Source organism: Vibrio sp. R11-SG3-ISO9 (genome assembly GCF_059834255.1).
The window spans coordinates 26,113-51,532 of sequence record NZ_JCBDGU010000016.1 but is presented as its reverse complement, the minus strand read 5'-3'; the positions used below and the strand labels follow the sequence as shown (position 1 = coordinate 51,532).

24 protein-coding genes are annotated in these 25,420 nt (G+C 44.2%); 14 read left to right on the top strand and 10 right to left on the bottom strand.

Annotated features, from left to right (window positions below; all coding sequences use genetic code 11):
• The first annotated feature begins 65 nt into the window (after positions 1-65).
• The 6 genes from AC6R05_RS05920 to AC6R05_RS05895 all read left to right on the top strand — a co-directional run bounded on the left by AC6R05_RS05920 (position 66) and on the right by AC6R05_RS05895 (position 8,619).
• Positions 66-707, top strand: coding sequence for a trimeric intracellular cation channel family protein (locus tag AC6R05_RS05920; protein ID WP_500646865.1), 642 nt, complete (start codon positions 66-68; stop codon positions 705-707).
• 116 nt (positions 708-823) lie between these two features.
• Positions 824-2,014, top strand: coding sequence for a BamA/TamA family outer membrane protein (locus tag AC6R05_RS05915; RefSeq protein ID WP_500646864.1), 1,191 nt, complete (start codon positions 824-826; stop codon positions 2,012-2,014).
• A gap of 188 nt (positions 2,015-2,202) precedes the next feature.
• Entirely contained in the window at positions 2,203-3,258 is a 1,056-nt protein-coding gene (locus tag AC6R05_RS05910; RefSeq protein ID WP_500646874.1) for a linear amide C-N hydrolase, read from the top strand.
• A 238-nt stretch (positions 3,259-3,496) separates the two neighbouring features.
• Complete coding sequence (locus AC6R05_RS05905; RefSeq protein WP_500646873.1) at positions 3,497-5,482, top strand: carboxylesterase family protein; 1,986 nt, start codon at positions 3,497-3,499, stop codon at positions 5,480-5,482.
• 308 nt (positions 5,483-5,790) lie between these two features.
• On the top strand, positions 5,791-6,969 hold the full coding sequence (locus tag AC6R05_RS05900) for a C45 family autoproteolytic acyltransferase/hydrolase (protein WP_500646863.1): 1,179 nt from the start codon (positions 5,791-5,793) through the stop codon (positions 6,967-6,969).
• Positions 6,970-7,194: 225 nt separating this feature from the next.
• On the top strand, positions 7,195-8,619 hold the full coding sequence (locus AC6R05_RS05895; protein ID WP_500646862.1) for a phospholipase D family protein: 1,425 nt from the start codon (positions 7,195-7,197) through the stop codon (positions 8,617-8,619).
• A 76-nt stretch (positions 8,620-8,695) separates the two neighbouring features.
• Here AC6R05_RS05895 and AC6R05_RS05890 read toward each other — a convergent pair whose 3' ends face one another.
• The 3 genes from AC6R05_RS05890 to AC6R05_RS05880 form a co-directional block, all read right to left on the bottom strand.
• A complete protein-coding gene (locus AC6R05_RS05890; protein ID WP_500646861.1) occupies positions 8,696-9,613 on the bottom strand; it encodes a LysR family transcriptional regulator in 918 nt (305 codons plus the stop codon).
• 245 nt (positions 9,614-9,858) lie between these two features.
• Positions 9,859-10,854, bottom strand: coding sequence for a linear amide C-N hydrolase (locus AC6R05_RS05885; protein WP_500646860.1), 996 nt, complete (start codon positions 10,852-10,854; stop codon positions 9,859-9,861).
• Between the two features lie 456 nt (positions 10,855-11,310).
• Complete coding sequence (locus tag AC6R05_RS05880) at positions 11,311-12,318, bottom strand: NADH:flavin oxidoreductase (protein WP_500646859.1); 1,008 nt, start codon at positions 12,316-12,318, stop codon at positions 11,311-11,313.
• A gap of 109 nt (positions 12,319-12,427) precedes the next feature.
• Between AC6R05_RS05880 and AC6R05_RS05875 the strand changes: the two genes are divergently transcribed.
• Positions 12,428-13,300 carry a LysR family transcriptional regulator gene (locus AC6R05_RS05875; RefSeq protein WP_500646858.1) on the top strand — a complete coding sequence of 291 codons (873 nt, stop codon included), beginning with the start codon at positions 12,428-12,430 and terminating at the stop codon, positions 13,298-13,300.
• 163 nt (positions 13,301-13,463) lie between these two features.
• Here the strand turns inward: AC6R05_RS05875 and AC6R05_RS05870 are convergent, their stop codons facing one another.
• Together AC6R05_RS05870 and AC6R05_RS05865 are read right to left on the bottom strand one after the other, a co-directional pair.
• Positions 13,464-14,021 carry a cytochrome b gene (locus tag AC6R05_RS05870; RefSeq protein ID WP_285465985.1) on the bottom strand — a complete coding sequence of 186 codons (558 nt, stop codon included), beginning with the start codon at positions 14,019-14,021 and terminating at the stop codon, positions 13,464-13,466.
• A 113-nt stretch (positions 14,022-14,134) separates the two neighbouring features.
• On the bottom strand, positions 14,135-15,028 hold the full coding sequence (locus AC6R05_RS05865; RefSeq protein WP_500646857.1) for a LysR family transcriptional regulator: 894 nt from the start codon (positions 15,026-15,028) through the stop codon (positions 14,135-14,137).
• Positions 15,029-15,141: 113 nt separating this feature from the next.
• Between AC6R05_RS05865 and AC6R05_RS05860 the strand changes: the two genes are divergently transcribed.
• Positions 15,142-15,543: a nuclear transport factor 2 family protein gene (locus tag AC6R05_RS05860; RefSeq protein ID WP_285465983.1), complete on the top strand. Its 402-nt coding sequence runs from the start codon at positions 15,142-15,144 to the stop codon at positions 15,541-15,543.
• 147 nt (positions 15,544-15,690) lie between these two features.
• On the opposite strand, the gene AC6R05_RS05855 is transcribed toward AC6R05_RS05860, so the two are convergent.
• Positions 15,691-16,479: a glutathione S-transferase family protein gene (locus AC6R05_RS05855; RefSeq protein WP_500646856.1), complete on the bottom strand. Its 789-nt coding sequence runs from the start codon at positions 16,477-16,479 to the stop codon at positions 15,691-15,693.
• Between the two features lie 45 nt (positions 16,480-16,524).
• On the bottom strand, positions 16,525-17,451 hold the full coding sequence (locus AC6R05_RS05850) for a glutathione S-transferase N-terminal domain-containing protein (protein ID WP_500646855.1): 927 nt from the start codon (positions 17,449-17,451) through the stop codon (positions 16,525-16,527).
• A gap of 180 nt (positions 17,452-17,631) precedes the next feature.
• Here AC6R05_RS05850 and AC6R05_RS05845 point away from each other — a divergent pair, with 180 nt between their 5' ends.
• Together AC6R05_RS05845 and AC6R05_RS05840 are read left to right on the top strand one after the other, a co-directional pair.
• Positions 17,632-18,063, top strand: coding sequence for a MarR family winged helix-turn-helix transcriptional regulator (locus tag AC6R05_RS05845; RefSeq protein WP_500646854.1), 432 nt, complete (start codon positions 17,632-17,634; stop codon positions 18,061-18,063).
• 234 nt (positions 18,064-18,297) lie between these two features.
• A complete protein-coding gene (locus tag AC6R05_RS05840) occupies positions 18,298-18,969 on the top strand; it encodes a glutathione S-transferase family protein (protein WP_500646853.1) in 672 nt (223 codons plus the stop codon).
• Between the two features lie 228 nt (positions 18,970-19,197).
• On the opposite strand, the gene AC6R05_RS05835 is transcribed toward AC6R05_RS05840, so the two are convergent.
• Entirely contained in the window at positions 19,198-19,806 is a 609-nt protein-coding gene (locus AC6R05_RS05835) for a LysE family translocator (protein WP_500646852.1), read from the bottom strand.
• A gap of 161 nt (positions 19,807-19,967) precedes the next feature.
• Here AC6R05_RS05835 and AC6R05_RS05830 point away from each other — a divergent pair, with 161 nt between their 5' ends.
• Positions 19,968-21,326, top strand: a complete 1,359-nt coding sequence (locus AC6R05_RS05830; protein ID WP_500646851.1) for an aminotransferase-like domain-containing protein — start codon at positions 19,968-19,970, stop codon at positions 21,324-21,326.
• Between the two features lie 274 nt (positions 21,327-21,600).
• Positions 21,601-22,326: an SDR family NAD(P)-dependent oxidoreductase gene (locus tag AC6R05_RS05825; protein WP_500646850.1), complete on the top strand. Its 726-nt coding sequence runs from the start codon at positions 21,601-21,603 to the stop codon at positions 22,324-22,326.
• 62 nt (positions 22,327-22,388) lie between these two features.
• Here AC6R05_RS05825 and AC6R05_RS05820 read toward each other — a convergent pair whose 3' ends face one another.
• A complete protein-coding gene (locus AC6R05_RS05820; protein ID WP_500646849.1) occupies positions 22,389-22,799 on the bottom strand; it encodes a MerR family transcriptional regulator in 411 nt (136 codons plus the stop codon).
• 78 nt (positions 22,800-22,877) lie between these two features.
• Between AC6R05_RS05820 and AC6R05_RS05815 the strand changes: the two genes are divergently transcribed.
• Positions 22,878-23,789, top strand: coding sequence for an SDR family NAD(P)-dependent oxidoreductase (locus AC6R05_RS05815; RefSeq protein ID WP_500646848.1), 912 nt, complete (start codon positions 22,878-22,880; stop codon positions 23,787-23,789).
• 51 nt (positions 23,790-23,840) lie between these two features.
• On the opposite strand, the gene AC6R05_RS05810 is transcribed toward AC6R05_RS05815, so the two are convergent.
• Positions 23,841-24,275: a bacteriohemerythrin gene (locus AC6R05_RS05810; RefSeq protein WP_285401053.1), complete on the bottom strand. Its 435-nt coding sequence runs from the start codon at positions 24,273-24,275 to the stop codon at positions 23,841-23,843.
• Between the two features lie 311 nt (positions 24,276-24,586).
• Between AC6R05_RS05810 and AC6R05_RS05805 the strand changes: the two genes are divergently transcribed.
• Complete coding sequence (locus AC6R05_RS05805; protein ID WP_500646847.1) at positions 24,587-25,420, top strand: NmrA family NAD(P)-binding protein; 834 nt, start codon at positions 24,587-24,589, stop codon at positions 25,418-25,420.

Genomic DNA, 25,420 nt, shown 5'->3' with positions numbered 1-25,420 from the left:
GCGCAGCATTTCCTATCGTGAAATTGAATTCGCTGTGCTGTTTATGACTGGAGTGGAGATAAACAATGACAACCACTGAATTTATTATTGATGCGATTACGGTGCTAGGTACAGCAGCATTTGCACTAGCAGCGGTATTGGCGGCGTTGGAAAAGCGTGTTGATATCTTCTCTGTGACCGTACTCGGAGTTATCACGGCTGTAGGTGGCGGCACGATCCGTGACTGTATCCTTGATGTGCCAGTATTTTGGTCTGAAGACATTTCCTACATCACCATTGCCTGTGTTGCGAGCTTATTGGGTTTCTTCTTTTTTCGATTTATTCAGCTTAGAAAAATCAACACCTTGTATCTCTATATTGATGCCCTCGCGATTGCTATGTTCGCGATTCAAGGCACAGATAAGGCGTGGGCATTAGGCTTTGGCTTGCCAGTGGCTCCGGTGATTCTAGGCATTATTACTGCGGTAGGTGGCGGAGTGGTCAGAGATACGCTTCTGCAAAGACCATCGCTGCTATTAACCAAAGAGTTGTATGCGATACCCGTGGCACTCGGTTGCCTGCTTTACACCGGCTTTCTGATGTTTTTTGAGCAGTACACTCAATTCGGCGCGCTGATCTCTGCGGGGCTGGTGGTATATCTGCGCCATCTTTCGATTCAAAAACACATTGTGGTGCCTAGCTGGGCGATCATTAATCATCGCGCTTAGGTAGCGATAGCTAAGGTACTCTGATCTTCGATTTCTTACTGCATTGAGCGGTAAGGTTATGTTCATGCATGGAAGCTTTACTCGCAGGAATTGCCTGCTACTAAAAAGACAAAGCTATGCAATTAAATAAACCGTTCGCAACGCTCGCCATGAGCTGTTCGATACTCTCTACTCCGACATTGGCTTCCTTCTTCGATGAAGTTGACGGTCAATTCGATATGGGTCACCACATCGCAGAAAACGCAGCCGGATTTTTACCTGTGCCTATCATTATCACAGAGCCTGCAGTCGGATATGGTGGCGGCCTAGTTGGCGTATTCATGCATGAGACTGAAGAGCAAAAGCAAGCGCGTAAACAGGCTGCTCTCAATGCTCTGGATGGCGGCGCTCAGCTAATGCCAGCGTCTATTACAGCGGTGGGTGCTGCGGGTACAAAAAATGGTTCTTGGTTTGCTTTCGCTGGGCACAGACACTCATGGCTAGATGACTCCATTCGCTATATCGGTGGTGCTGGCGTGGGTAAAGTGAATCTTGATATCTATCAAGACATTTCATTCCCTGGGTTTGGCAATATTATCCCGCCGTTTGAAACGTCATTTGGTTTCAATACGCAAACAACAGGTGCCGCCATGCTGCAGAACTTGCAGTTTCGTGTCGCTGATACGCCGTTGATGTTAGGGATTAAGCAGTTCGCTTCTTATAGCTCTGTAGAGTCAGATAATCGTGCGATTAACCAGATCCTTGAGTGGACGCTTGGTAAAGAAAGCGTCACGTCTGGTCTTGGCCTTGTGGCGGAATACGACACTCGAAACAACCTTTTTTATCCAACATCTGGATTTAAGGTCGCTGCCGATTATATGGTTTATGACGAGAAATTGGGAAGTGATTCAGACTATCAAAAATTCGGCTTAGAAGGGCAAGGTTACATTCCTCTTGGGGACAAATGGACTCTCGGCTTGGCGGGTGACTATGAAAAGTTCGCCACTGACGAGCTATTTGTCGCCCCGACAACCCAACCTTATATTAAGTTGCGCGGAGTCCAGTCATACCGTTACCAAGGGGATGAAGTGGCTACACTGCAAACGCAAGTGACCTATGATATTGATCACCGCTGGAAGGTGTCTGCCTTTTACGGGATCGGTGCGACAAGAGATGAGAGTCACTACAGTAATGATGCCATGGTCGATGCCTATGGCGTAGGTTTTCGCTATCAGTTAGCTCGCCGATATGGTTTGTATATGGGAGTCGATGTTGCGACAAGCGAAGGAGATGACGCCTTCTATATTAATTTAGGTAGTGGTTTCTAACGCCTTCGATTTTTCGTTAGCCGTAGGTTCATGGCAGAACAAACAGCGATATATTTTCGATCTTCAAAGCCGTCACTTTAATAGAGTGGCGGCTTTTTGCTATGTGGCTCATTTTAATTTTTTCAGGTTATACGCCGAATTCCAAGATCTGTAAATGACGGATGAAGTCCGTCTTTCGCGATTGGTTCATTAAAGAAAATCACCGTAAATTTAGTACCAAGTTCAGAGCGAACGACAGAATTTCAACTTACTTTAACTTCTTGGAGCTACTTACTATGTGTACTCGTATTGTCTACCAAACTAATTCTGAAAAATTCATCACTGGCCGCGGTATGGACTGGAACGATCCAACGTCAAAATTCGCAGTTATTGTATTACCACGAGGCTTAAAGCAGTCAGGCGGTAACTATGAGAATACACTAACTTGGACCTCTAAATACGGCTCAGTTTTCACTGCAATGTATGACTCAGCATCGTCAGATGGTCTTAATGAAGCCGGTCTAGCTGCTAACGCTTTATACTTCGCAGAAGCTGATTATGGTGACTACACAAAATCGGAAAAGCCAGTTATCTCTGTGGGTGCTTGGACTCAATATTTCCTGGATAACTTTGCCACTGTAAAAGAAGCCGTTGATGCGATGCGTGAACCTGAATTCGTTATTTGTGCGCCTGCATTGGCGAATGGCCGTGCGGCAACAGCCCACGTTTCATTGAGTGACGAACAAGGTGATTCGGCGATTCTAGAATACATCAATGGTGAGCTAGTGATTCATCACGGCAGTCAATATACAGTGATGACAAACTCTCCGACGTTTGATGAGCAATTGGCAATCAATAGCTACTGGAAGCTGGTGGGTGGTAACCGCATGTTACCGGGTACGATTAATGCCGCAGACCGTTTCGTTCGTGTTGATTACTTCTTAGAGAGCACTCCGAAGTTTGAAGATGGTGCACCAGCGGTCGCTGCAGCGATGTCAATCATGCGTTCAATTGGTGTTCCTCTAGGCATGGAAGACCCAGATCATCCAAACATTTCAGCGACGCTATGGCGCTCACTGGCTGACCACAGCAATAAAACATACTACTTAGAGTCTTCACGTCAGCCAGGTCTATTCTGGGTGGATCTAAACAAAGTTGACCTAAATGAAGGTGCACCGATTGTTGGAACCGTTGTTGATGGCCCTGCTGCATTCGGTGATGTAAGTGAATCGTTATCACCAATGAAGATGATCACTTGGATGTAAACCCCATTATTTACATCGAATATGAAGACACACGCCAAGTTGCGTGTGTTTTTTTATCAGTAAAGAGTCATCAATGAGGATGAGGGTTTCATCCTACAAACGCGATTATTCGTGTTGCTTTAATCACCATATAATTTTCACACAGACCAGCACAAACAAGTCAAAAGGAAAGAACGACGCACAAGGACACGCCTGTTTGAGTCAACAAATTCAGCCAGCAAACAAGGTAGACAACCTCATGACAACGCATCGCTCAATCATTGCCATTAGCACCTCATTACTACTAGCCGCTTGCGGTAGTGATAGTTCAGGCAGCCAACCAACAAAACCTGAACCATTGAAGCCGGATCCATCGCAGATCATTGATCTCGATTTGGGTTATGCCGACATTACTGCGCTTCGCGAGTCTCTCGTGATTAATCGACTCAATGGAGATGAGGTGTTGGGCTCGGTTGAATCCTTCAAGGGGATCCCTTTTGCGGCTGCTGAGCGCTTTGCACATAGTTCTGTTACGCCTCTTGAGGGAAGCGTTAATGCGACAGAGTTTGGCTTATCTTGCCCGCAGCTAAAGACCACGATTCAGGCCCAATCAGAAGACTGTTTGAACCTGAACCTATGGCGTCCAGACAATACGCAAGCGGGCGATAACCTACCTGTCTACGTATTTTTGCATGGCGGCGATTTTGAATATGGCTCTGGTTCTGATCCATTAGTGCATGGCGATACTGTTGTGGCGCAAGGCGCTGATGATGGCAATCCATTCATCATGATTACCCTTAACTACCGATTAGGTGTACTCGGTAGTCATTGGGTGAAAGGTGAAAACCAAGATGGGAACTACGGCATTGGCGATCAAGCTCGTGCGTTAGAGTGGGTGCAAGATTACATCACAGATTTCGGCGGCGATGCTTCCAATGTCACTGTTATGGGACAAGGGGCAGGAGCGATGTCGATTGCACTGCTTCAACAGCAGATGCAGGAAGGCACTGTATCATCGGACTATTTTCAGCGTGCGATCATGCAAAGTAATCCCTATGGCTTCGAATACCGAACTTACAGTAATGCGAAATCACAGGATCAAAACCTCGATTTAGACGACGCTTCTATCAGTGAGGTACTGCAAGCACAATCGGATATCTTGAGCTTTGGAAGTCGACTAAGCGGGTGGGTAACTGGCGGTATTAACGTGTTGAGCAAAAGCACACCGATGAATGCTCTGATGCCTCTATCACCTTATCGAACCTGTAATGAACTCAGTTGGACAGGCTCTTGCTCTGACCTGACTGAACAGCCTTTTAATGCTGATTTTTCGGTGCCTACCGTTCTAGGAACCAATGCCGATGACGCCAACACCATGAGCATGTTGCCACGGCTGACATTCTTGATTCCAAAAGTCATTGAGATGATAACGGACATGCAACCGGAAGAGTTCGATTCTCTATCCGCTGAGCAGTTGAGACTTGCGGTAGATGAATGGGTGAGCGATGCATCGAATGTTGCGGCGATTCACTCGCTGGCGCAGAGCGATATGCCACAAGCTGACCTGGATCTTCCTATTGATTTGCCTGAGTTGCCAAGTACCGCTTATGAAGCTGTGAGCCAATTGTTCTTTGGGCTAGGAAATCGAGAGGAAACCTCTCAACTACTTGGTTTCAAAGACTTTGCGCCGAGCAACGAAGGTGAATTGAGCTTTGCTTTACAAAACATGTCGCAGTTTAAAATGATGATGAATGACACGCTATTTATGGGGCCAAGCCGCATGAAAGCGAAAGAGTCACAGCAATCTGCAACCTTGTATCACTTTGCTTATAAGCCAAGTTTCAACGTCTGGACTTACAACACCAAAGGCGAAAATGGCGCAGTAGATATAGAAGATGCACTCAAAACCATTAGTTGTATCAGTGGCGCGTGTAACGGGTCGGAGCTCCCGTTCGTGTTTAACAAAGCGCTGAAATTGGATGGAACCACGGTTTCACCATCTAAAAAAGACAAAGCGCTGATGGCGACCCTATCGCGCCTCTGGTTTAACGATGATTTGTTCAACAACTATCAATACCAAATACAAGCTGACAGTGTGCTAGTAATTGACAATGAGGGTGATATTGCATTGGAACTCGACTGGGATCGATACACGCAAGCGGGCGACGATCCTGCGCTTGCTAAAGGGCGTTTAAACGGCCTAGAAGACGCAGGGTTGCTTAGCCACTATTTGTCCAACGAATAGCCTTATTAATGAAAACGACCAATCTTCGATTGGTCGTTTTTTTGTTTGGTCAACAGGCCCTAACAAGAGAAAACTTTTTTGATTTATTTAATCTTCAGTGAAGGTGCACAGCGCCTTAGAGTGGAGGATTACTATATGAATTTATGTCGGGGTTTGGTTTTAAGTTATTGTTTTATATTGGATTTTATCTCTTTGTTGCGCGGTTTTATTGTAGGGTTCAATCCGTCATAACGCAGTGTTTGATTATGAAAACCCTCCATATAATGAACCCAACTTCAACAAACACACACTTAAAAACAGAGGTCATTATGAACACTTCAACTCTTATCAAAAAAGCACAATTTGAGAACGGCACTATGTTCGAAACAGGCGAAGAGATGCTTTATGTTCTTCAACTTAACGGTAGCTGGTATGAAATGGGGCAGCAATACGGTGCTCTTTCAGCTGAGCACATGCAAGCGATGTACGATGTGCTTGTTCAACCAGAATTTGATAAAGGTTTGATCAGCCAAGAAGACGCATTCGAGATGTTCGGTGCTCGTGTATTTGCTTCACTTTCACTGCGTCGTAAACAGTACTTCCAAGGTGTTGCGGATGCATTGAACTGGCCAGTAGAGAAAGTCGTGGTTCTTGATCAAAGCGGTCCAATGGCTATCTACCTTGGCAAGTTACACTCATTTTCTGGCTGTTCTTCGTTGGCAACATGGGGCGACAGCACAACCAATAACAACATGGTGGTTGGTCGTAACATGGACTGGAGTGAGATCTTCCTAGATTTCCCAATCTACACAACGGTTTACAACCCAACAGATGGTTCTAACAGCGTAGTGAATGTGAGCTGGCCTGGTTGGACGTGGATGGTGACAGGCTTTAACGACAAAGGCGTATATACCGACCTTCACGACGGCACATCAATGGGTGGCAATATTGTTTCAGTTGAGAAGCCTTCGTTCCTTAACTCAGTATTCGATTACATGACAGAGTCCGATTCAGCGCAAGCATTGAGTGCACGTTTCCAAGCGGCTCGAACAGACGTGGCTTCTATCTGGATGGTTGCAGATAAAGACGGTGAAGCGTGTGCTTATGAAAATACGATTCAAGAGAACCGCAAACGTGTATCAGACAAAGATGCGAGCTCATTTGCGACAGTAAACACCTTCTTGAATCCTGATTGGGGTCTAGGTAAGCGTGAAACATTGAGCTTCTCCCTTAAGCGATTCGATAACCTAAATGCTCGTCATGACGACCATAAAGGTGAGATTGATACTCAAGTGATGCGCGATATCTTTGATTTACCGCTTTACGACGAAGAGGGTAACTTTAAAGAGAACGGTGGTGTGACCAAGCCAACGAACCAAGATGTTGACCTAACTAACTACCAAGTGGTTGCTGATCTGAATGAACTGCAAATGTGGGTGAAACTGCCAGCGCTAGGTTCACAAAGCGATTGGGCTCATATCGATGTGAAATCACTCTTTAATCGTTAATCGTTAATCGTTAATCGTTTGATGTAAAAACAGATAGATAAGGTTTGCCAGTAGGGACACAGGCAAACTCCTATTTAAATACTCTTTAACGCCAAAGCTTGTAACTTCTGGTTTGTAAAACCTGAGCTTGTCACACCCTAGCTTGGCGATATTAATCCTGCTTCTGCTTATTTTTAAAAGGTAATAACTAACGTGAATTTACGACCGTTCAGATTCTATTGTCTGATGGTTTTCATTTCGCTGGCGATGGGATGTGCCACTTCATTTCCTGAAGTTGAAAGTGATTTTGAACAGAACTGGCAACCAACAGAATTTCAAGCGCAAGCTTACCTAATTCCAACTGCACCCGAGGCGTTGGCTCGCCGAATCGAACTGGTTCGTGCTGCTCAAACTAGCATTGATATGACCTACTTTTCGTGGGATGAGGATCTGGTGGGGCTGTTATTACTCGACGAGATCAAACAAGCGGCAGACCGAGGTGTAAAAGTACGCCTGACCTTAGACGACTTGTTGGTATTCAACGAGAAGTGGCTGGCTGACTTAGCGAATCACATCAATATTGAAATACGTTTATTTAACTCGTTCGATTCAAGACAGACTGGCTGGTTAGGCAGAGTGGTCGACTTTGCAGGAAATCGAGCAACTTTAGACCATCGCCTACATGAGAAATACTTCAATGTAGACCAACAACAGATGATATTAGGCGGTCGCAACATCGGTAATGCGTATTTTGGTTACAGCCCAAAGGCAAATTTCTTTGACCTTGATGTTCTGTTCCAAGGTGACATTCTTCGTCCTTTCGAAGACAACTATGAGGCACTGTGGAGCAGCGAACTACTCACGCCAATATCTGAGCAGATAAAGATCAAATATCAGCGAGATTATCCGCATTTCAACAAGGCGCTCGCTAAGGCTCGAAATAAGGCGAGTGAACCAGAGAGTGTGATTGAGCATTCTGTGCAGCAACTAACATCGGTGACTTTTACTGATGTATTAGCAACACCAGTATTTGATTCAACGAAAAAGCTCACTGATAGTCAGCCCTATTTTAGAGCTCGTGTGGAGAGTTTCCTCAAAGAGCCACTCAATAACGCTGAGCATGTGTTGATATCGACCCCTTATGTGATTCCAACAGAAGGGCGCTTTAAGGCGATTGAAGCGCTGACAGAGAAACAGATAAATGTCGAATTGGTGACCAACTCTTCAAGCTCGAATGACTCCGCTTTTGTCCCAGCTTCTTACGAGGTAAGCCGTGAGCAATTGCTTGATAAAGGGGTAAACATTCTCGAATACAAAGACAAAGCGATGAATGATGACCATTACTTTCATGGCGATACCTATTACCACAATAAAACCGTCGTGATAGATAACAAGCTGACTTATATCGGATCGTCGAACTTCGATCCACGCTCTGATTTCTTGAATATAGAGTTTGGCCTATTTGTTGAGAGCAAAGAGTTTGCGCTGCAGGTAGAGCACTACATCAAGAGGCAAAAAGACCAGTTGTTCTGGACGGTGTCACGCAACCAAGATAACCAAACAGAGTGGGTATCGGGAGATCAGGTAGAGACCACATCGCCAAATTACGGAGCAGGGCACACGGTGCCAGATTGGATCATAAGAAAGCTCAACATTGAGTTAGAGCTTTAATCTGAATCGAGCTTGGTAGACCCTTGGTGGATCGTTGATAAGTAAAGCGCAAAAGGGGCAGAGGTTGCCCCTTCGTTTAATGACGTTCTGCTTGCAGCGATACGAAGTGCTTAATGTACTCGTCTACCGCTTTGATAATGGATTTTTTGATCTCTAGAATTGGCTTGGAGTGGGTATTCCAGAGCGCGAACGAAAACTTCAAACCGTGCTTAAGTTCATCGAGTTTAAGGGGCTCAAGATGTTCAGTCACGTATTGTGATTCCGAAAGCACTTTAGGAAACCATGCCCAACCTAAATCACTCTGGACAAGCTTGATCGCCAACGCCAGTTGATCGACCTCTTCGTTGTCGGCTGAGACAACAATCTTCTCTTTTAAACCATCATGAACGAATGCTCGCAATACAAATTGACGAGTGGTTCGTAATGCACTTAACACCTGATCTTCAGGGAGTTTGGTTAGTGCACTGCCTTTTTTCACAAACGGCAGAAACTCCATGTGCCCGATGAAGGTCGAATCCTTGCCATACATGCCTTTGCTTTTGTCGATATTGACTAAACCAAAGTGGATCTCGCCATCGTTAATACCTTCTTCCACTTCTTGCTTAGTTTTCACCAAAAAGTTAACGCGCATATTGGGGAAGTCTAGAGCCAGCTGTTCTCGAATTGCAGAAAGCAAGCCGTGAGGCACCACGCTAGAGTAGGCAAAGTTAATGCGTTCAAGGCCACCGTAAGAGAGGCTTAAAGCGATTTTGTCGAAGATCTTGGATTGGTCTATGGTCGACTTGGCGTAGTGATAAAGCAGTTCGCCCTCTTCGGTCGGCTCTACGGTTCGGCCAATGCGTTCAAACAGCTCAACGGCCAACACATCTTCCAAGTTGGCGATGACTTGCCCTGTAGTCGTTCTGTGTTTGTTGAGCTTTGCAGCAGCTTTACTGAAAGAGCGTTCTTCATAAACGGTAACGAAAGCCAAAAGCTGCTCAATGCTGAAGTTCATAACCAGAGTTACCTCAAAGGAAAGTTGTTTTAATAATATTAACTTAGCATTGATTTACTCTTCTGACACTGACTTAGCTTCCATAATGGATGTGCGGATGCGTTAGTCGTGAGAACAAATCTAGAACCACTAGCGCAGTCCCAGAGAGATTGAGTTAAGCAATAATGTTTTTCTAGGACGAGATATAGAACGAAAAAAAAGCCTTACTCTTGTGAGAGTAAGGCTTGGGGTAGTATTTGGTTATTTTAGATATTAACCATAAAAGATTGGGTTAGCGGTAAACGGAATTCCTTGCCCATCATCTCGTACACATTGAAACGCACTGTGTTCCAATTGTTGTCAAAGTTGTATTCAAAAACGCTTTCACCTGTTTCTAAACTCTGGGTTAACGTCCATTCTGTTGCGTAGCTAGAAACACCATTACCATTTCCAAAGTCTTTGTATGGCGCATCTGCAGGTACTCGGAAAGGTACAGTGGATAATTTCATCATGGCACCAAGGTCCGTTTCTGGTTGATGAAGCTTGCTGACAAAGTAACTTGCGTGAACAAAACGACTCGGTGAGTTACCGTTACCAATAGAGCCATAATCAGTGTCACGAGTTGCATCTTCCCAAGTATGTTTAACTTTATTTCTCGTTTCGATTTGTAGTTTCATTGATGGGTCGTTAGTCATTACCATCGCTTCTTCACCGCGGTAGGTGTTGAGTCCATCATCGTCCATTTCAATCACCAAGCGGTCGCCGCTTTTATCGGTGACAGACCAGTGAAGCTTCATTTCAACTGGCATACCAGCCATCATTATTGAACCGTACTTTAATGTCGGAAGAGCGTTAACAACTTCTTCAACAGACGCATAGTTAGCGAGTAGGTATTCAGCCAACGTGAATTGAGTCAGGTCAGAGTCACTTTCCACTTCATCCATTGTCATATCAGGATAAAACAGAGTGTCAACTTTCATGCCTTCACTGTTTACACCATCAGCAACTAACTCCCCATAGGCGAGTACCGCTACCATGTCGTATTTAACCGTGTAGTTGTCACCCATGTTGTTTCCCTGCATTGAGCGAATATCTCCCTTGTTAATGTTACCGAGAACAGGCTTGGTTGACTCCATCCAGTCCATTGTTCTGGATGTGTATGTTCCCAGTTCATTATTCCAGGCTACAGAAGTACAAGCATTCGCGATACCTGCAGTGATTGAACTAGCTAATAGGGCAATTGTAAGGGTTTTGATTTTCATGTTTGTCTCCAATGAGTAGTTGATGATTGGAGTTTACGGTGGTTCAGGGATTTGAATAACTCTCATATGACGGATTAAACCATCACATACTATCCCGCACCAACGAGGCTGGGCATTGCACAAAGCTTCAATGCGTAGATAGGAGAAACCCTAGCTAGGGTCAAAGTGATGAAGAAAGCTATAGACCTAGAATACGTGCGCGCAGTCAAGCAGCATAATTATGGGAGACCGAATGGGGTTATTGCGCTCTGTCACCGGAATTGATCAACAGCGCCTTTCTGATAGTAAAAGTTATCCGTGCTTTTCTATTTTTAGTACGTAGCCTAAGAAGCTTTTGTCCAAAAATGAGTTAGGGCTTCAAGCTTATTCCTTCTCTAATATTCTCAGCCTCTTACCCAAAACAACCCATTGTCCCCAGAAGTTTGGTGACAATGGAAGTTATCTTGATGGCTTGTTTTAAACTAGTACTGATGGATGCGCTGTCATTACGTTTTCCGCAAATTGGCCTGGGTGGCGTAATATAGCCCGCCCGACGGCAGCGAGATCGAAATAAGAATGTTCCAACGCTTGTTCAATATAGTCAACCGTTTCTATCCCGCCCACACCAATGATAGGTACTCCTAAATCCGCTTTCTTAAGATAATGGGCCTCTGAGACTAAATAGCCTTCACCCCGTCGGTCTTTTGGTCGATTCCAGCCGCCAATTCCAGAGGAGACATCAATGATACTGACTCCAGATGCAACGAAAGACTGACACACCTCAACCATGTTTTCTTGGGTTAGCCCTTGTGGGTAGAGATCTTGTCCAGGAATGCGCACCATGATCGCTAACTGGGTGTTCAAGCGAATGGCTTGGATTATCTCAACAACCATTCGAATACGATTTTTCAACGACCCTCCATATTGGTCGTCTCTTTGATTCGTGACCGGTGACAAAACTTGGTTAAGGCCATAACCATGGGCGCAATGCAGCTCAACAAAATCAAAACCGGCTTTCTCAACTCTAATGGCTGCTTGTACAAATGATGCGATCCATAGCTTGATATCATCGACTGACATAACTTGTGGCTGAGGTAACGTTCTGTCATACGCCGGTACTGTTATCCCCGAAGGACCCATTAAATTAGGGCAGATATCGAGTTGTGCTTTGCCGCCGCAATGAGTGAGCTGAAAGCCAGCTTTCGCACCGGCGCTATGGATCGTATCAGCAATGGTTGTCATTCCTTCTATGCACTCATCACTGTGAGCGCCAAGCTGGTTGGGTTCACTCTTGCCTGATGTATGGACAAAGCTATATTCAACCATGACGAGCGCAGCGCCAGAGCGTGATAAGTTTCGGTAATGTTCAATGGTTGCTGTAGTTGCTAATCCATTTGTAGTTGCTGTCTGTGAAGCCATTGGCGGTACTACAAGTCGATTTTTCAGTGTATGAGTTGCGAGATTTAAAGGTTGAAAGCGTCGCATACTGTTTCCTCTGTATCCGTTGATTAGCTCCATTTTAGAGAGTTAAAGTGATAAAATTAAGAAACATTATTTCACCAAGTGTTTCTAAAATGGAAACAAGGTAAGAGCGATGAAACTGAATGATTTGGCAGTGTTTGTTGAGGTAGCTAAAGCGCCGAGTATGCGTGAGGCCGCTAAGCAGTTAGGCATGCAGCCCGGTACCGTATCGAAATTGATTAAACGTATCGAAGCCTATTATCAACAACAATTGTTTTCGAAACATGGCACACAATGGGTGCTTACCGAGGCTGGCAATATGCTGTTTCAGCGAGTGATTGAGATGCTGGCTATCAATGACAAAATTGAACGGGAGCTAGGAAAGCCACGTCGTCCACATATACGTGTTAGTGGTTCTGAGGCGGTACTGGGGTATTTCGTACCAAGTTTGATTGAGCGTTTGTTAAGTCATAATCACAATATTTCGCTTGAAACAAAGAGTGCTCAAGACCTTACGCTGCTTAATAAATACGAGGTCGACATTGCACTAGTGTCCAGCTTAAGTGGGTTCCCGCCGCATGAACGCCAGTTAATATCAACAGAGTTGAGTCAGGCAAACTTTGTTACCGTCGCTAATCAAAGTCACCCATTGTTCTCGGAAGCGCGTGGGGAAGTGGTCGCGATTGAAAATTTGCTTCACCACTCTTTCGTTGTCCCGTCGAAGCCTATTTATGGTGCCATGGAAAAACATAGAAGCCTTGACGGTTGGCATGACGAGGAGTTCAGCCGTCGAATATCCGCGCGTGTAGACACTATTTCAACATTGATTGCATTGGTAAAGCACCAGCCACTTTTGGCGTATCTTCCCGACTATGTCGCTAAGGAACATGGGTTGAACGTGATCACTGTGACGGGGTGCCCTTATCGTTGCGAACAAACTATTTGGCTATGTCGACATAGTGAAGTTCAACATCACTGCTTACAGGTGTTTGATAATGCCTCCTAGCATATTTAACCTATGCATCGATGTGTTGTACTCAAAACAACCCCCATTGTCCCCAGAGACTTTTGAAGGGTTAAGGGAAAGCTTTGTTTGGTATTTTGAGTTTTGAGGGCAAGATGTCATGGGACACGTGCCCTCAATAATGGGGTTAGATTGTCTTTACAGTCTATCGTCCGAGCATTCTTAGTAGGGTTCGGTCTTTATCGATGATGTGATGTTTTACCGCTCCTGCTACGTGTAATACCAAAGCAATGGGTAGAAGGTACTGACCTATGATGTGATGAACTGTTTCAGACAACTCTTGGAGGGTAGGAGACAGTATTAACACTTCACCAGGAGTGTTTGGGTCGACGGTTTCCGGCCATACTTCCAATGCAAAGATGTGAAGGCCATGTCCTCCTGCTACAGACATAACGACACCAGATAATGGCATCATAATCATGCACAACATCAGCAACCAATGTACGGCTTTACCCAAATATTTCTCTGTGCGGCTGTAATCTCCTACTGATTCTGGCCAGCCTTCAATAATGCGCCATGCAATCCGCGGGATTAATACAGCGATGATAGCGACGCCTAGTGATGTATGAGAGTCAAAAAACCACTCTACCTCCAAACTCTCCATCAATAATCCAGATAAGAGCATGTAGATCATCATGCTGCCAGCAAGCCAATGAAGTGTGATGGATGCTCTGGATAGCGAATAGGTATTGTAACTCGACATGTTCTTTACTCATTTTTCGATTTCTTTTGAGCCTGACACGCTTGTTGTCGATTATTTGTCGAACCAATAGTAGTAAGGTTTTTCTAGAAGTTATCGAGACATGAATGGCATGTCTAAGGGTACTTGCCACGAAGTTTGTCTTGGAGATAGTTCACGAAGCAACGCACTTTCAACGGGATATGCCGACTTTGAGGGTAGATAGCGTTGATTGGAATCGAATCACTTGGGAATCCTTCGAGCACCGTAACAAGCTCACCTGTCTTTAGATATTCATCGGTCATCCATATTGGCAATTGAGTAATGCCTAACCCTGCGAGCGCCATTTCTAAATTGGTTTCACCACTATTGCTGCGAAAGACCCCGCGAACGGGCACTGATATCTGTTGGTCGGTGTTACTAAAGTGCCAGTTGTTGAGTGAACGATTGAAGGTATAGACAATGCAATCGTGACCTTTGAGGTCGAGTGGATGTTTAGGCATCCCATGCTTCTCTATGTAACTGGGTGAAGCTACGAGTAGTAATGGATTGCTAAACAATGGTCTCGCAATCAAGGTGGAATCTTCCAGGTTTCTTGCGCGAATCGCGACGTCGATACCTTCAGCCACGAGATCGATATGACGCTCATCGATCACCATATCTATCTCAATCTCAGGGTATTTAGATAAAAACTCGGCAATCAACGGAGCGAGTAAGATCCGCGCAAGCGGCGCAGGTGCAGCAATACGCAATGTTCCCTTAGGTGAACTTACTTGCGAGCGAACACTGGCTTCGACCTCTTCAATCTCCTGAATAATGGTTGTGCAGTGTTCGTAATACTCTTGACCGGCCTGAGTCAGTGACAGTTCGCGACTGGTGCGCGTGATCAGTTTTACACCTAGATTATCTTCTAATGCGGCCACTTTTTTGCTGATCGTCGCTTGGGAAGTATTTTGCTCCCTGGCTGCGGCTGAAAAGCTGCCTGTCTGTATAACACGTAGAAATACGCGCATTGCGCCTAGCTTGTTCATGGATGTATTCGATATTGGAATAGATGGTGTTCATTTTAGCCTGGTTCTATAACAAATCTACAGTGGTTACTATCTTCTTCGTCAACCGAATTATCGATAGAGAGAGATAGAAGATGAAACCAACTCATACCAAACAAGCTATTCGTGAAGCTATGGATCACCTGATTGACCGTGCAACGAACTTTGATATTGAAGCTTTAGAGACGATCTACCACCAAGATTTTCATACCACCCTGATCATGCCCGACAGTACAGTTCAAACATTCAATAAAGTGGAGTTTAAAGCGCATTTTGCCAAGCAAGCTGAAGAAGGCAAACACCAACTCAATACATGGGCAGAATGGCATGATTTCCATATTTTAGGAGATTCAGCGGTGTGTGTATTAAGCCGTAAGCACAGTGGGATGAATGGAGAAGAAATGAAGCTGCTGTGTAATATCGAATTGCGCTTTGAAGATGAGCGCTGGCAAGTTCTACGTGAGCAGATCTTCCTACGCCCGCTTTCTGAAGGTTAATGGCTGCATTGCCGTTTGGTTATTGCAATGTCGATACTACTGCTAACCTAGTAAAACTGATTGCTTGAGCGAACAGAAGCAAGTCATAGGTGAATGGAATTGCCTATGACGTACCGCTGCCTCTTTTTGGTGCTCACTCAAGTTTAACTATCTCCTGCCGCCAGTGAGACGCACGAATTTTACAATTAAGCGAAGTAACCAATTAGGAATTGGTGACATGTACGCTTTGACCCCATTGAGGAATGCAGGACGATTTTCAATATCTTTCATCCACCGAACCAAATTAGGGTAGTCATTTAGTGGGTACGCGAACACTTTCCCCAATAAATACAGCGTTGGAAACCACGCGATATCAGCCATAGAGTAAGTGCTTCCGACTAAGTAGCGCTGTTGGGATAGTTTCTGTTCCAGTATTGATAAAGTATTCGCTATTTTGACTTCAGACTCTTTGAGTACAACATCAGGTGCTACCGTTATACGATGATTGTGAAACTGAGAACGATGAGGAACGTATTGGTCATAAAACGCTTTTTGTTTAGGTGTTGGTAGGCGTCCAAAACCTTTGGCGTATATCCAAGGGACGATATAATCCATGTGAGAATGTGAAGCGAGATCGAGAAGCTCCTCCATCTTGACTGCATGGTCTTTATTGCTTGGTGTAAGTGATTGCTCAGGAAACATTGCTTCTAAATAGCGGAGAATAGTGATGCTGTCTCCCATTGCTTCACCATCATGTACTATTGCCGGTACGTCGCAAGTTGGGTTAATTGCGTAGTATTTTGAACTCAATTGCTCACCTTTTAGTAGATCGACAATGTGGATTTGCGTCTCAATCCCCTTTTCCGCAACAGCAAGCATGACGCGACCTGCACAGTTAGAGTACGGATTGCAAAAGAGGTGAAGTCCAGCTAACGAAGTAAAGTCGTCGGGTAACATTTAATATGCCCTTGATGTTTTTAGATGATGGGATGAATTGGCTACTTAATAATCCAACTTGGGGAAATGAATATGCACAGTGCCTACTCGTTCGTGTTCTCTGCGTATGATGATCGTGTTTTCATCTTCTCCGACGATGACTCCTTTTACGCCCTGATTCATATTCGCCATGAACCCCCCATTACGAAATGTGATGCTCTGACCAATACGTGGTGAGTTGAGGTATTGTTGCGCTATCGATGACGGTGCTGCATGACCGGCAATGTCGAGACATTTGTCCCCGTCAATTTCTGTATATCTTCCCGTGCTAAATTTAGACATTGTTTTATACCACTGCTGAAGATGCTCCAGCCCCTGCGCCGCCTTCATCCCATTTATCATGTCTAAAAAGTAGAGCATTGTGAAAGCAGTGAAATCAACGGATGTCGGTTTGTTCTCCGTTAGTAAAAAGTCTCGATTAAGGAGTTGTTGGTTAAGCTGCTCTAAATAGCGGCGCGCAATGGCAGTTTTTTCTTTATGTGACAGCTCTGCGTTGGGTCTTTTGAGTGTTTTTGCAAGCTTGATTCGGTCTGTAATGAAGCGCAACGCATGGTTAGGTGGCATGTTTTTGAAGTAGGCGATCAGCATCTCTATAGGTTTTACTGATTCGAAGATGGCGTTGTTTCCCTCTGTCTCTATTCTTTTTATCCACTGTTTCGCTTCTTTGAGAGAAGGGTAGTGGTTTAGTGAGTATGCGTTGTTACGTTCAGCCATCACCCTAAGGATAAGTTCAGAGTCACAATACATGTCTGCACCGATTTGAAGGATAGGTATACGTCTGCTGTACTCACCCACCAAAATTTCCTCAATGGGTCTGGGCATTCCTTTCGGAGCGATGAAAGAGAGGTAGGGTTGTTCTAAATACCCCATCAACAACATGACTTTTTGTGCGTAGGGGGATTTAAGCGAACGATGAAGTATTGGGGTATTCATAGGAAACCTTACTAAATGAGTATGAATTTTAAGTCCTTGGATTTATATTCCGTGGAATATATTAGATCTGAAAATTCTCCACTGTCAAACGATTTAGCAAATAGGTGTCTAGTTGTTTGCTCCATTTTCACCAATTGGTTATTCTTACTTTCAACATGATTGAGAAAAAGATCTTATTAAATGGCTAATAAACAAGCGATTATTAATTCTGATTTAGACGTTTCCCAAAAGGTAATAGGGCTGATCGCCTGTATTGGTCAAGAAATGAAGTCTGAGATGACTCGTAAGCTTAAGCCGACGGGATTGTCTTTGATACAGCTTGAGATACTCCATGTATTGTCAAAAGCTCCAGAAAAGTATCTGACCGTAAATCAAATAAAAAAGCTAATGACAGATGAGAGTCCGAACGTATCGCGTGCTCTGAATAAATTGATGGACGCTGCACTCATTGAAAAGCGACGCGATAGTCAAGATCAGCGTGTTGTGTACATTCATATTACCGAGGCTGGAGAGCAAGCACACATCGATGCTGACCAACAGCTCCTCAGCGTCAGTTTAGATTTTTCCCCTGGGGATGCTGAAAAGCTTTACGAGTTATTGAAAAAACTCTAATTAAGCCGCCGATTGAACTCGAAAGCCGACCTAACTCTAGGTCGGCTTTTTTATGCCTAGCGCACATCTAAACATAACTTTTCTTACCAAATTCAACATAAAGTCCTTGTAAATATAATCCGTGGAATATATTTTTAATAAAAGGATACGCACCTTACTGTGAATTAGCTGTTACGTACGCAAGGTCGTCATTAGTGAGTGTTGCCCCGACAACTTAGAGAGTAGGAGAAGATCATGATCACTGTCCATCATTTAGAGAATTCACAATCCATAAGGATCCTTTGGCTTCTGGAAGAGTTAAATGTGGACTATCAGCTACAACACTATAAACGAGTAGGGCCCCAAACTTTGGCTCCAGAGGAATACAAAAAGCTGCATGTGATAGGGACGTCTCCCACAATTACGGATCAAGATTTGGTGTTACCAGAGACTGGAGCAATCATGGACTACATCTTGGATAAGTACCCAAGCTCAACATTACGCCCCGAGCCAAACTCTAGCCAGAGAGTGCGTTATTTGTATTGGATGCATGCCACACAAGCTAGCTTCATGCCACTAATGTTGGATGCTTTAATCTTTAAACGTATGGTTTCAAAAGTCCCACTCTTTTTAAAACCCATCATGAGTCTGGTTGTGAATAAAGTCAGAGATGGTTATCTTTGGGTCCGATATCACCGTCATTTGCGTTATATGGATCAACAGTTATCTCAATCGATTTGGTTATCGGGTGAGGAGCTCACTGCAGCAGATATAGCGATGGGGTATTGCTTAGAAGTCGCCGAAATCAGGGTGGGTATTGGAAAAGAGTACCCTAATGTGCATGAGTTTCTGAATAGAATGCGTCAACGTCCGGCATACCAACGGGCTATAGAAAAAGGAGGGAGGTTTACTCCTTTAGCTGAATAAAGTGTCAGTGTTGGGCGCACATTTGACGATTCACCTAAACTTGAACTCGAGAGCCGCTAGTCGTTGTAGCCAGCGGTCATTTAGCGGAACAACCCTTTTATTCCCAGAGTTTATGAGACAGCACAATGGGACTTGCTAGTAAGCTTCTGTCCCAAAGTACACTGCTTTTCGGAATGCGAATTTAGATCATCAACTATTGTAGTTATATTAAACACTAATATTCCTTATTCAGATTGAGTCCTTAAACACTGGTAACAATGATACAAATGTTATCGCTGCTAGGCTGATATTGAACATACGCTGCTTTATTGTGGTATTGAGATAAACACGGATTTTTTGACCAACCCAGACCCAAGTCATATTGGCAAACAGTCCGAACGTCGTAAACACGAAAGAAATCAATGTGACGGATAACCAATAGTCAGAGGGGAGGCTATAGCTTGTGACCAAAGCAAGTGATGCCATCCAAGCCTTCATGTTACCCAGTTGAAACAACGTAGCTTGAGTTACGTTGATTGGTTTGCTTTCGGTGGCTTTACCCGCGAAAGAATTGGTACACAACAGCTTTATGATCAACCAGAACATGTAAGCCAGACCGATGTATTTTATGGCGAGATACCAATTTGGATGAGTTTGGATTGCAACACCGACACCACACGCGCAAAGCAGAATTAACCCGATAACACCAATACGTATACCAATTAGGTGTCGCCATGACTTCCGGATACCAAATTGTGCCCCTGAGTTGGCGAGCAATAAGTTATTTGGACCGGGTGTGATGGCAGTAACAAACGCAAATAAACTCATCGCTGGCATTAGATCCCATAATGTTGTCATTTCCTTTCCTCTCAAATAAGTGCTTCTGAGCTAAGAGTAATGGGGCGAAGTGAGACAGACCTACAGTTAATGCGTCATGGTGACAATTCTTTAATTTCATTTTCGTCAGGCCTTATTTATCCTGAATACAAGAATTAATTGTACCCCTTTGGAGAGAGACAATGTTAGTCCCTGATATATCGGGTCGTTCGGGACCTAAGTTTATGGCACTGGCTGATGCGATTGCTGAGGTGATAGAGAGTGGTGAACTCGAACCAGATACGAAATTACCCCCTCAGCGTATTTTGTCTTATCGCTTGGGTGTGACGGTTGGAACCGTGACAAGAGCGTATCAGGAGCTTGAGCAGAGGGGCTTAACAGAGCCAAAAGTAGGAAGCGGTACTTATGTTCGGAACAGAGAAACTGAACTGAACCACTTTTATCATCCAGTATTGGAAGAGAAAGGAATTGATTTGGCGCGCTGCCGACCTTTGTTAGTATCGCAGCCGAAATTTCTAGCGAATGCGCTGAAAGAACTATCTCACGAGGAAATTGCCCAGGCAGCCGTGCTGGATTACTACTCTGCTGATGGCATTCAAGGTCATAACGAGACTCTTCGACAATGGCTGATGACCAAATTTAATATCGACATTGATGCACGGCGTCTAGTGTGGACTCATGGAGGACAACACGGGATCTCGTTGATTATTCAAGCATTAAGCCGTCCTAAAGATACTATTCTTGCCGAAGGGCTGTGTTATCCAGAGTTCATTTATGCGTGCCAGCAATCCGAACGAAAACTAGTGCCAGTAAAAGTCGATGAACACGGATTAGATCCAGAAGATCTGGTTTTACATTGTAAGAGACATCGTCCCAAACTGCTTTATCTGACGCCGGGAATACAAAACCCGACTGGAGCTCAGTTAACAGATAGTCGAAGGCTAAAAATCATAGAGATATGTCGTCGTTACAATGTGTTGATTATTGAGGACGACGTGCTCTACTGTCCGCCATCTCATCGAAAGAGTCCTTTAGTCGCTATTGCTCCGGATATTACCTTATACGTGGGCAGTTTTTCTAAGTACTTCGCGGGTGGATTGCGACTGGGCTTTATCATTCTTCCTCTGTCTTTCAAAGAGTTACTGCAACGAGCGCTACGAGCCAGTTGTATGTATGTTAGTCCTTTAATAATAGATTTGCTTTGTCGTTGGTTAAGCAGTGGTGCTATGCAGTCGGTCGACGAAGAGATTGCGATGGAACTGAGTGCTCGCCATCGCATCTGGGAGGCTGTATTTCCCGAAGTTCAGATTGGCGTTCCTGGCTATAATGTATGGTTACGTTTGCCCGAGCCATTAACCGGTTATAATTTTAACCAGTCGTTGTTGAAATATGGAGTCAGAGTGAGGGAAGCAGAAATGTTTGCTGTGGGTAGGTATGAAGTGCCAGCAGCGGTGAGGATTTCACTTGCAGGTCCACTAAGCCGTCCACAATTGCAGTCCGCTTTAGAGACTGTCAGGGAGCAAATCGCACGGCTCACTTAACGTTCATAGATACTAGTCATTATTTATGGAGTTAGTTGGTCGTGATGTATAAGTAATATCGTTATTGGATTGATGGCATAGATATGCCTAAATCGACTGAATGCCTGAAAAGGCTACGTATATTCTCTCTATTCACCGATTCAAGGAGGCACGACTAAGAATTCGCACCAGTTTATTTAGTCTCTTTCAAGTTTGATATAACGATAGCCTCACCTATGTTTTTATGCTTTTTCACTCTAGAATTGAGACCATTACAAACAATTAAGAACGCAGAATGTATAAAGATAAAGTGGTCGTCATTACTGGTGGTAGCCAAGGCATCGGTCAACACCTCGCTATGGCTTATCTAGAGCAACAAGCAAAAGTGATCGTATTTGACATTGCCCCAAACCAGAATCCGAATGTCGATTTTCACCTTGTTGATTTAGGAAACCCTGAGTCGGTAGATCAAGCTTTTAACGGGATCAAAAGTCAATATGGCAAAGTTGATGTGCTCATCAATAATGGTGCGATTGCCAACTTTAATAAGCCTATTGAACAACTCACGTTTGAAGAGTTTTCACGTGTGATTGATGTCAATCTCAAAGGTGCGTTTGCCTGCTCTCGACGATTTATTGAGTTGAATCATGCTCAACCTTATGGGCGAATAATCAATATCGCTTCTACGCGCTGGAATCAAAACGAATCGGGTTGGGATGCTTACGGCGCATCAAAAGGTGGTGTGGTTTCCATGACACAATCTATGGCCATCTCGTTGTCAGAAACCCCAATTACAGTCAACGCGGTCAGTCCGGGCTGGATTCAAGTGGAAGGGTATGATGAGCTTGATAGTTTCGATCATCAACAGCATCCATCAGGTAGAGTAGGTAAAGCTGAGGACGTTGTTAATGCGTGTCTGTTTCTAACACATCCAAACAATGACTTTGTTAATGGCCATAACTTGGTTGTTGATGGGGGAATGAGTAAAAAGATGATCTACCAAGACAGTTTGCTAGATTAAATCAACTGAACGACTTCTGGAGGTTGATCTTTGATAGCTCTGTTAAACGAAACATAACCAATTCATTCAGCTTGTTCGCTCCGTGGGAAAAGGTACTTGTGATTCTCGCAGTGACGTTCCACTTTCCCTTCTATTTTGTCAATTTGGTCTTGGATGAGATTCTTGACATCTTGCGCCTGCTGAATGATTTCATCCATGCGTTCAGACTGCTTGAGTAAAATGGAAATCGCCTCTGTATCGGACATGTCATAGTTTAGAAACGCATCAAGCAGTGGCTTAATCTGCTTTAGCGTTAAACCCATATTTTTTGCTTTTTGAATCAGGTAAAGCCTGTTCAATGCTTGTTCGTCAAACTCCCGATATACTCGACTTCCTGCCTGCACTGATGAAGAGGATATTAAACCCAACGATTCATAGTGCCTAACAAGTTCCTTTGATACACCTGCTTGTCTGCACAACTCTCCAATACGCATGATTAATCTCTTGACTGTGTGGTATACCACATAGATTAAGCTCAACCCTCTTTAATATCAACGATGAGGACTTTGGGAATGAGTTGTAAGTGGACAACCCTAGATATGCCTGATTTAACGGGTAAAGTTGCTATTGTTACCGGTGGTAATGCAGGCCTTGGATTTCAGAGTGCGATGGTACTAGCGCAAGCCGGTTGTAGGGTGATTATTGGCTGCAGGAGCAATGAGAAAGGTGTGTCAGCCAAAGAGAAAATGCTCAAGCTTGTTCCGGACGCGGATATCGAGAATGGTTTACTCGATCTGACTGACTTTACATCCGTTCGGCATTTTGCTGATACGGTTATTGAGAGGCATGAACGTCTTGATATCTTGCTGAACAATGCAGGTGTGGTGAATCTAAGTGAACTTCAGCATACAGATCTGGGCCATGAAATGCACTTCGCGACAAACCACTTAGGCCACTTTTTACTCACAGGGTGCTTGCTACCGATAATTAGAATAACGCCCGGAGCAAGAGTCGTTACAGTGAGTAGCGGTGGGTATAAGTTTGGGGAAATACGCTTTGATGATCTTGATTGGAAGAAGAGGCCTTACCATCGAATAAAGTCAGACGGTGATAGCAAGCTTGCAAACATGTTGTTCTTTTGCCAACTCCACAAGATGTTTAAATCGAATGGTATTGATGCACAATCGATCGCAGTCCACCCGGGCCTAACCGCGAGTGAGAGGCAACAAACACAAGGCGTAGGTGGTATGGTTTCCAAATGGCTCGCTTCTCCAATAGAGGAGGGTGTTCAATCCTTGCTTATGGCGTGTTGCGCGCAAGAATACCAAAGTGGGGATTTTATCGGTCCAAAGTTTGGTATTCGTGGGCGCCCTGTGAAAGAGCGCCTAAAGGATACGGCACTGAATCAGGAAGTTGCAGGTGAGCTTTGGGATTATTCTTGTCAGGCCACCGAAATGTACTATCAATTCGGTGATATTGGTTAGCTTGTTGATGTCCGCGCTTTGGCAGGTCGTATTCTTAACAACTTTTGGGACTTAACCGCAATTCTCCAAAGTCAGCAGATGACGGTACTTGTCTGAAGAGCGTAAGTATCTTGCTAAAGCACGATCATTTTGTTCTGCGATGATATGGTCGATGAGCCATCGCGCCATAAAAACGATGATTTCTTTCAAATCGAGCTGGCCATTAACGTAATGCGTGTATTTGTTCCTTAGTTTTTTAAGCAGCATTTGGTGCACCTTTTGGTGCTGCTCGAACCCGTCGTAATGGGTGATCATCATGATGTTATCTTCACTTAAAAAGTGAAACTCAGCGTAAGCAATCACCTCATCAATTAAGCGGCGTACAATTGCTTTGGACTCGTTCTGAAACATGATCAGTTTGTTAATCATTGCCAACAAGTTCTTATGTTGAAGATCGAGCTCTTCTACATCTAAGCTGTACTCTTTTTTCCATGTATAGAGATGCATTGTGATCCTCTATTATTCTCACTAGATTTGTTATTGATAGAATGATCTGCACTTTATAGATTTCTTTGGTGAATGGGTAACTTAACCATATTTTGTGTGAGGGCAGGTAGGTTTTCTCGCAGTATATTGTTTTATTTTTCAATACAAGCGACGGAAAGATAAAGTGTTTTCATTCTATATGACGAAAATCGGCTATAACATCCCGAACTTTCTATCAATAAATCCGGATTCTACATCATTCAGTCATAGGTTTTCCTAAGCCATCATGGTTCTGCATTCAAGCGGTAACCGATATTTATAGGAGAACGATTATGTCAGACGCTACCCCAACAAGACCTATTGTCATTATTGGTAAAAATGCCAAAACCGGTGTTCGAGTTAACAAACGTCTGTGCGATCTTGGTATTGAAACACGCCAAGTTTCTCGCAGCGCGGCGACCTATTTTGACTGGGAGGCGCGAAGCTCTTGGCCTACTGCACTGAAGGGAGCACGCTCAGCTTATGTTACCTATCAACCTGACTTGGCAGTGTCTAACGCTGAGGGAGACATCAGTGCGTTCGTAGAGGTTGCTAAAGCGCAAGGTGTAGAGCATATCGTATTGCTGTCTGGGCGTGGCGAAGAGGGCGCAGAAAAAGCAGAACGTATTCTTATCGATAGTGGTTTAGATTGGAACATTGTTAGAGCCTCGTGGTTCGCGCAAAACTTTAGCGAGAGCTTTATGGCTCAAGGTATTTTAGAAGGCGAACTTGTGTTACCCGCAGGCGATACCCCAGAGCCATTTATTGACACTGATGATATTGCAGAAGTTGCGGTGGCGGCATTGGTTGATCCAAGTAAGCGCAATCGCCTCTATGAAGTGACAGGCCCGGAGTTGATGACGTTTCAAGATTGTGTTGATGAGATTTCAAAACAGCTCGGGAAGGAGATCAAGTTTACCTCTGTGAGCATCGAAGCGTATTTAGATATTCTTAAGAGCCAGAACTTACCAGAAGATTATCAATGGTTGCTGAATGAGTTGTTCACCGTAGTTTTCGATGGACGTAATTCAAATCTTACTCATGGCGTTGAAGAAGCGACGGGACGTAAGCCGACTAAGTTCGCAGACTATGTATCTAAAACGATCGCTGCCGGTTACTGGGATTAG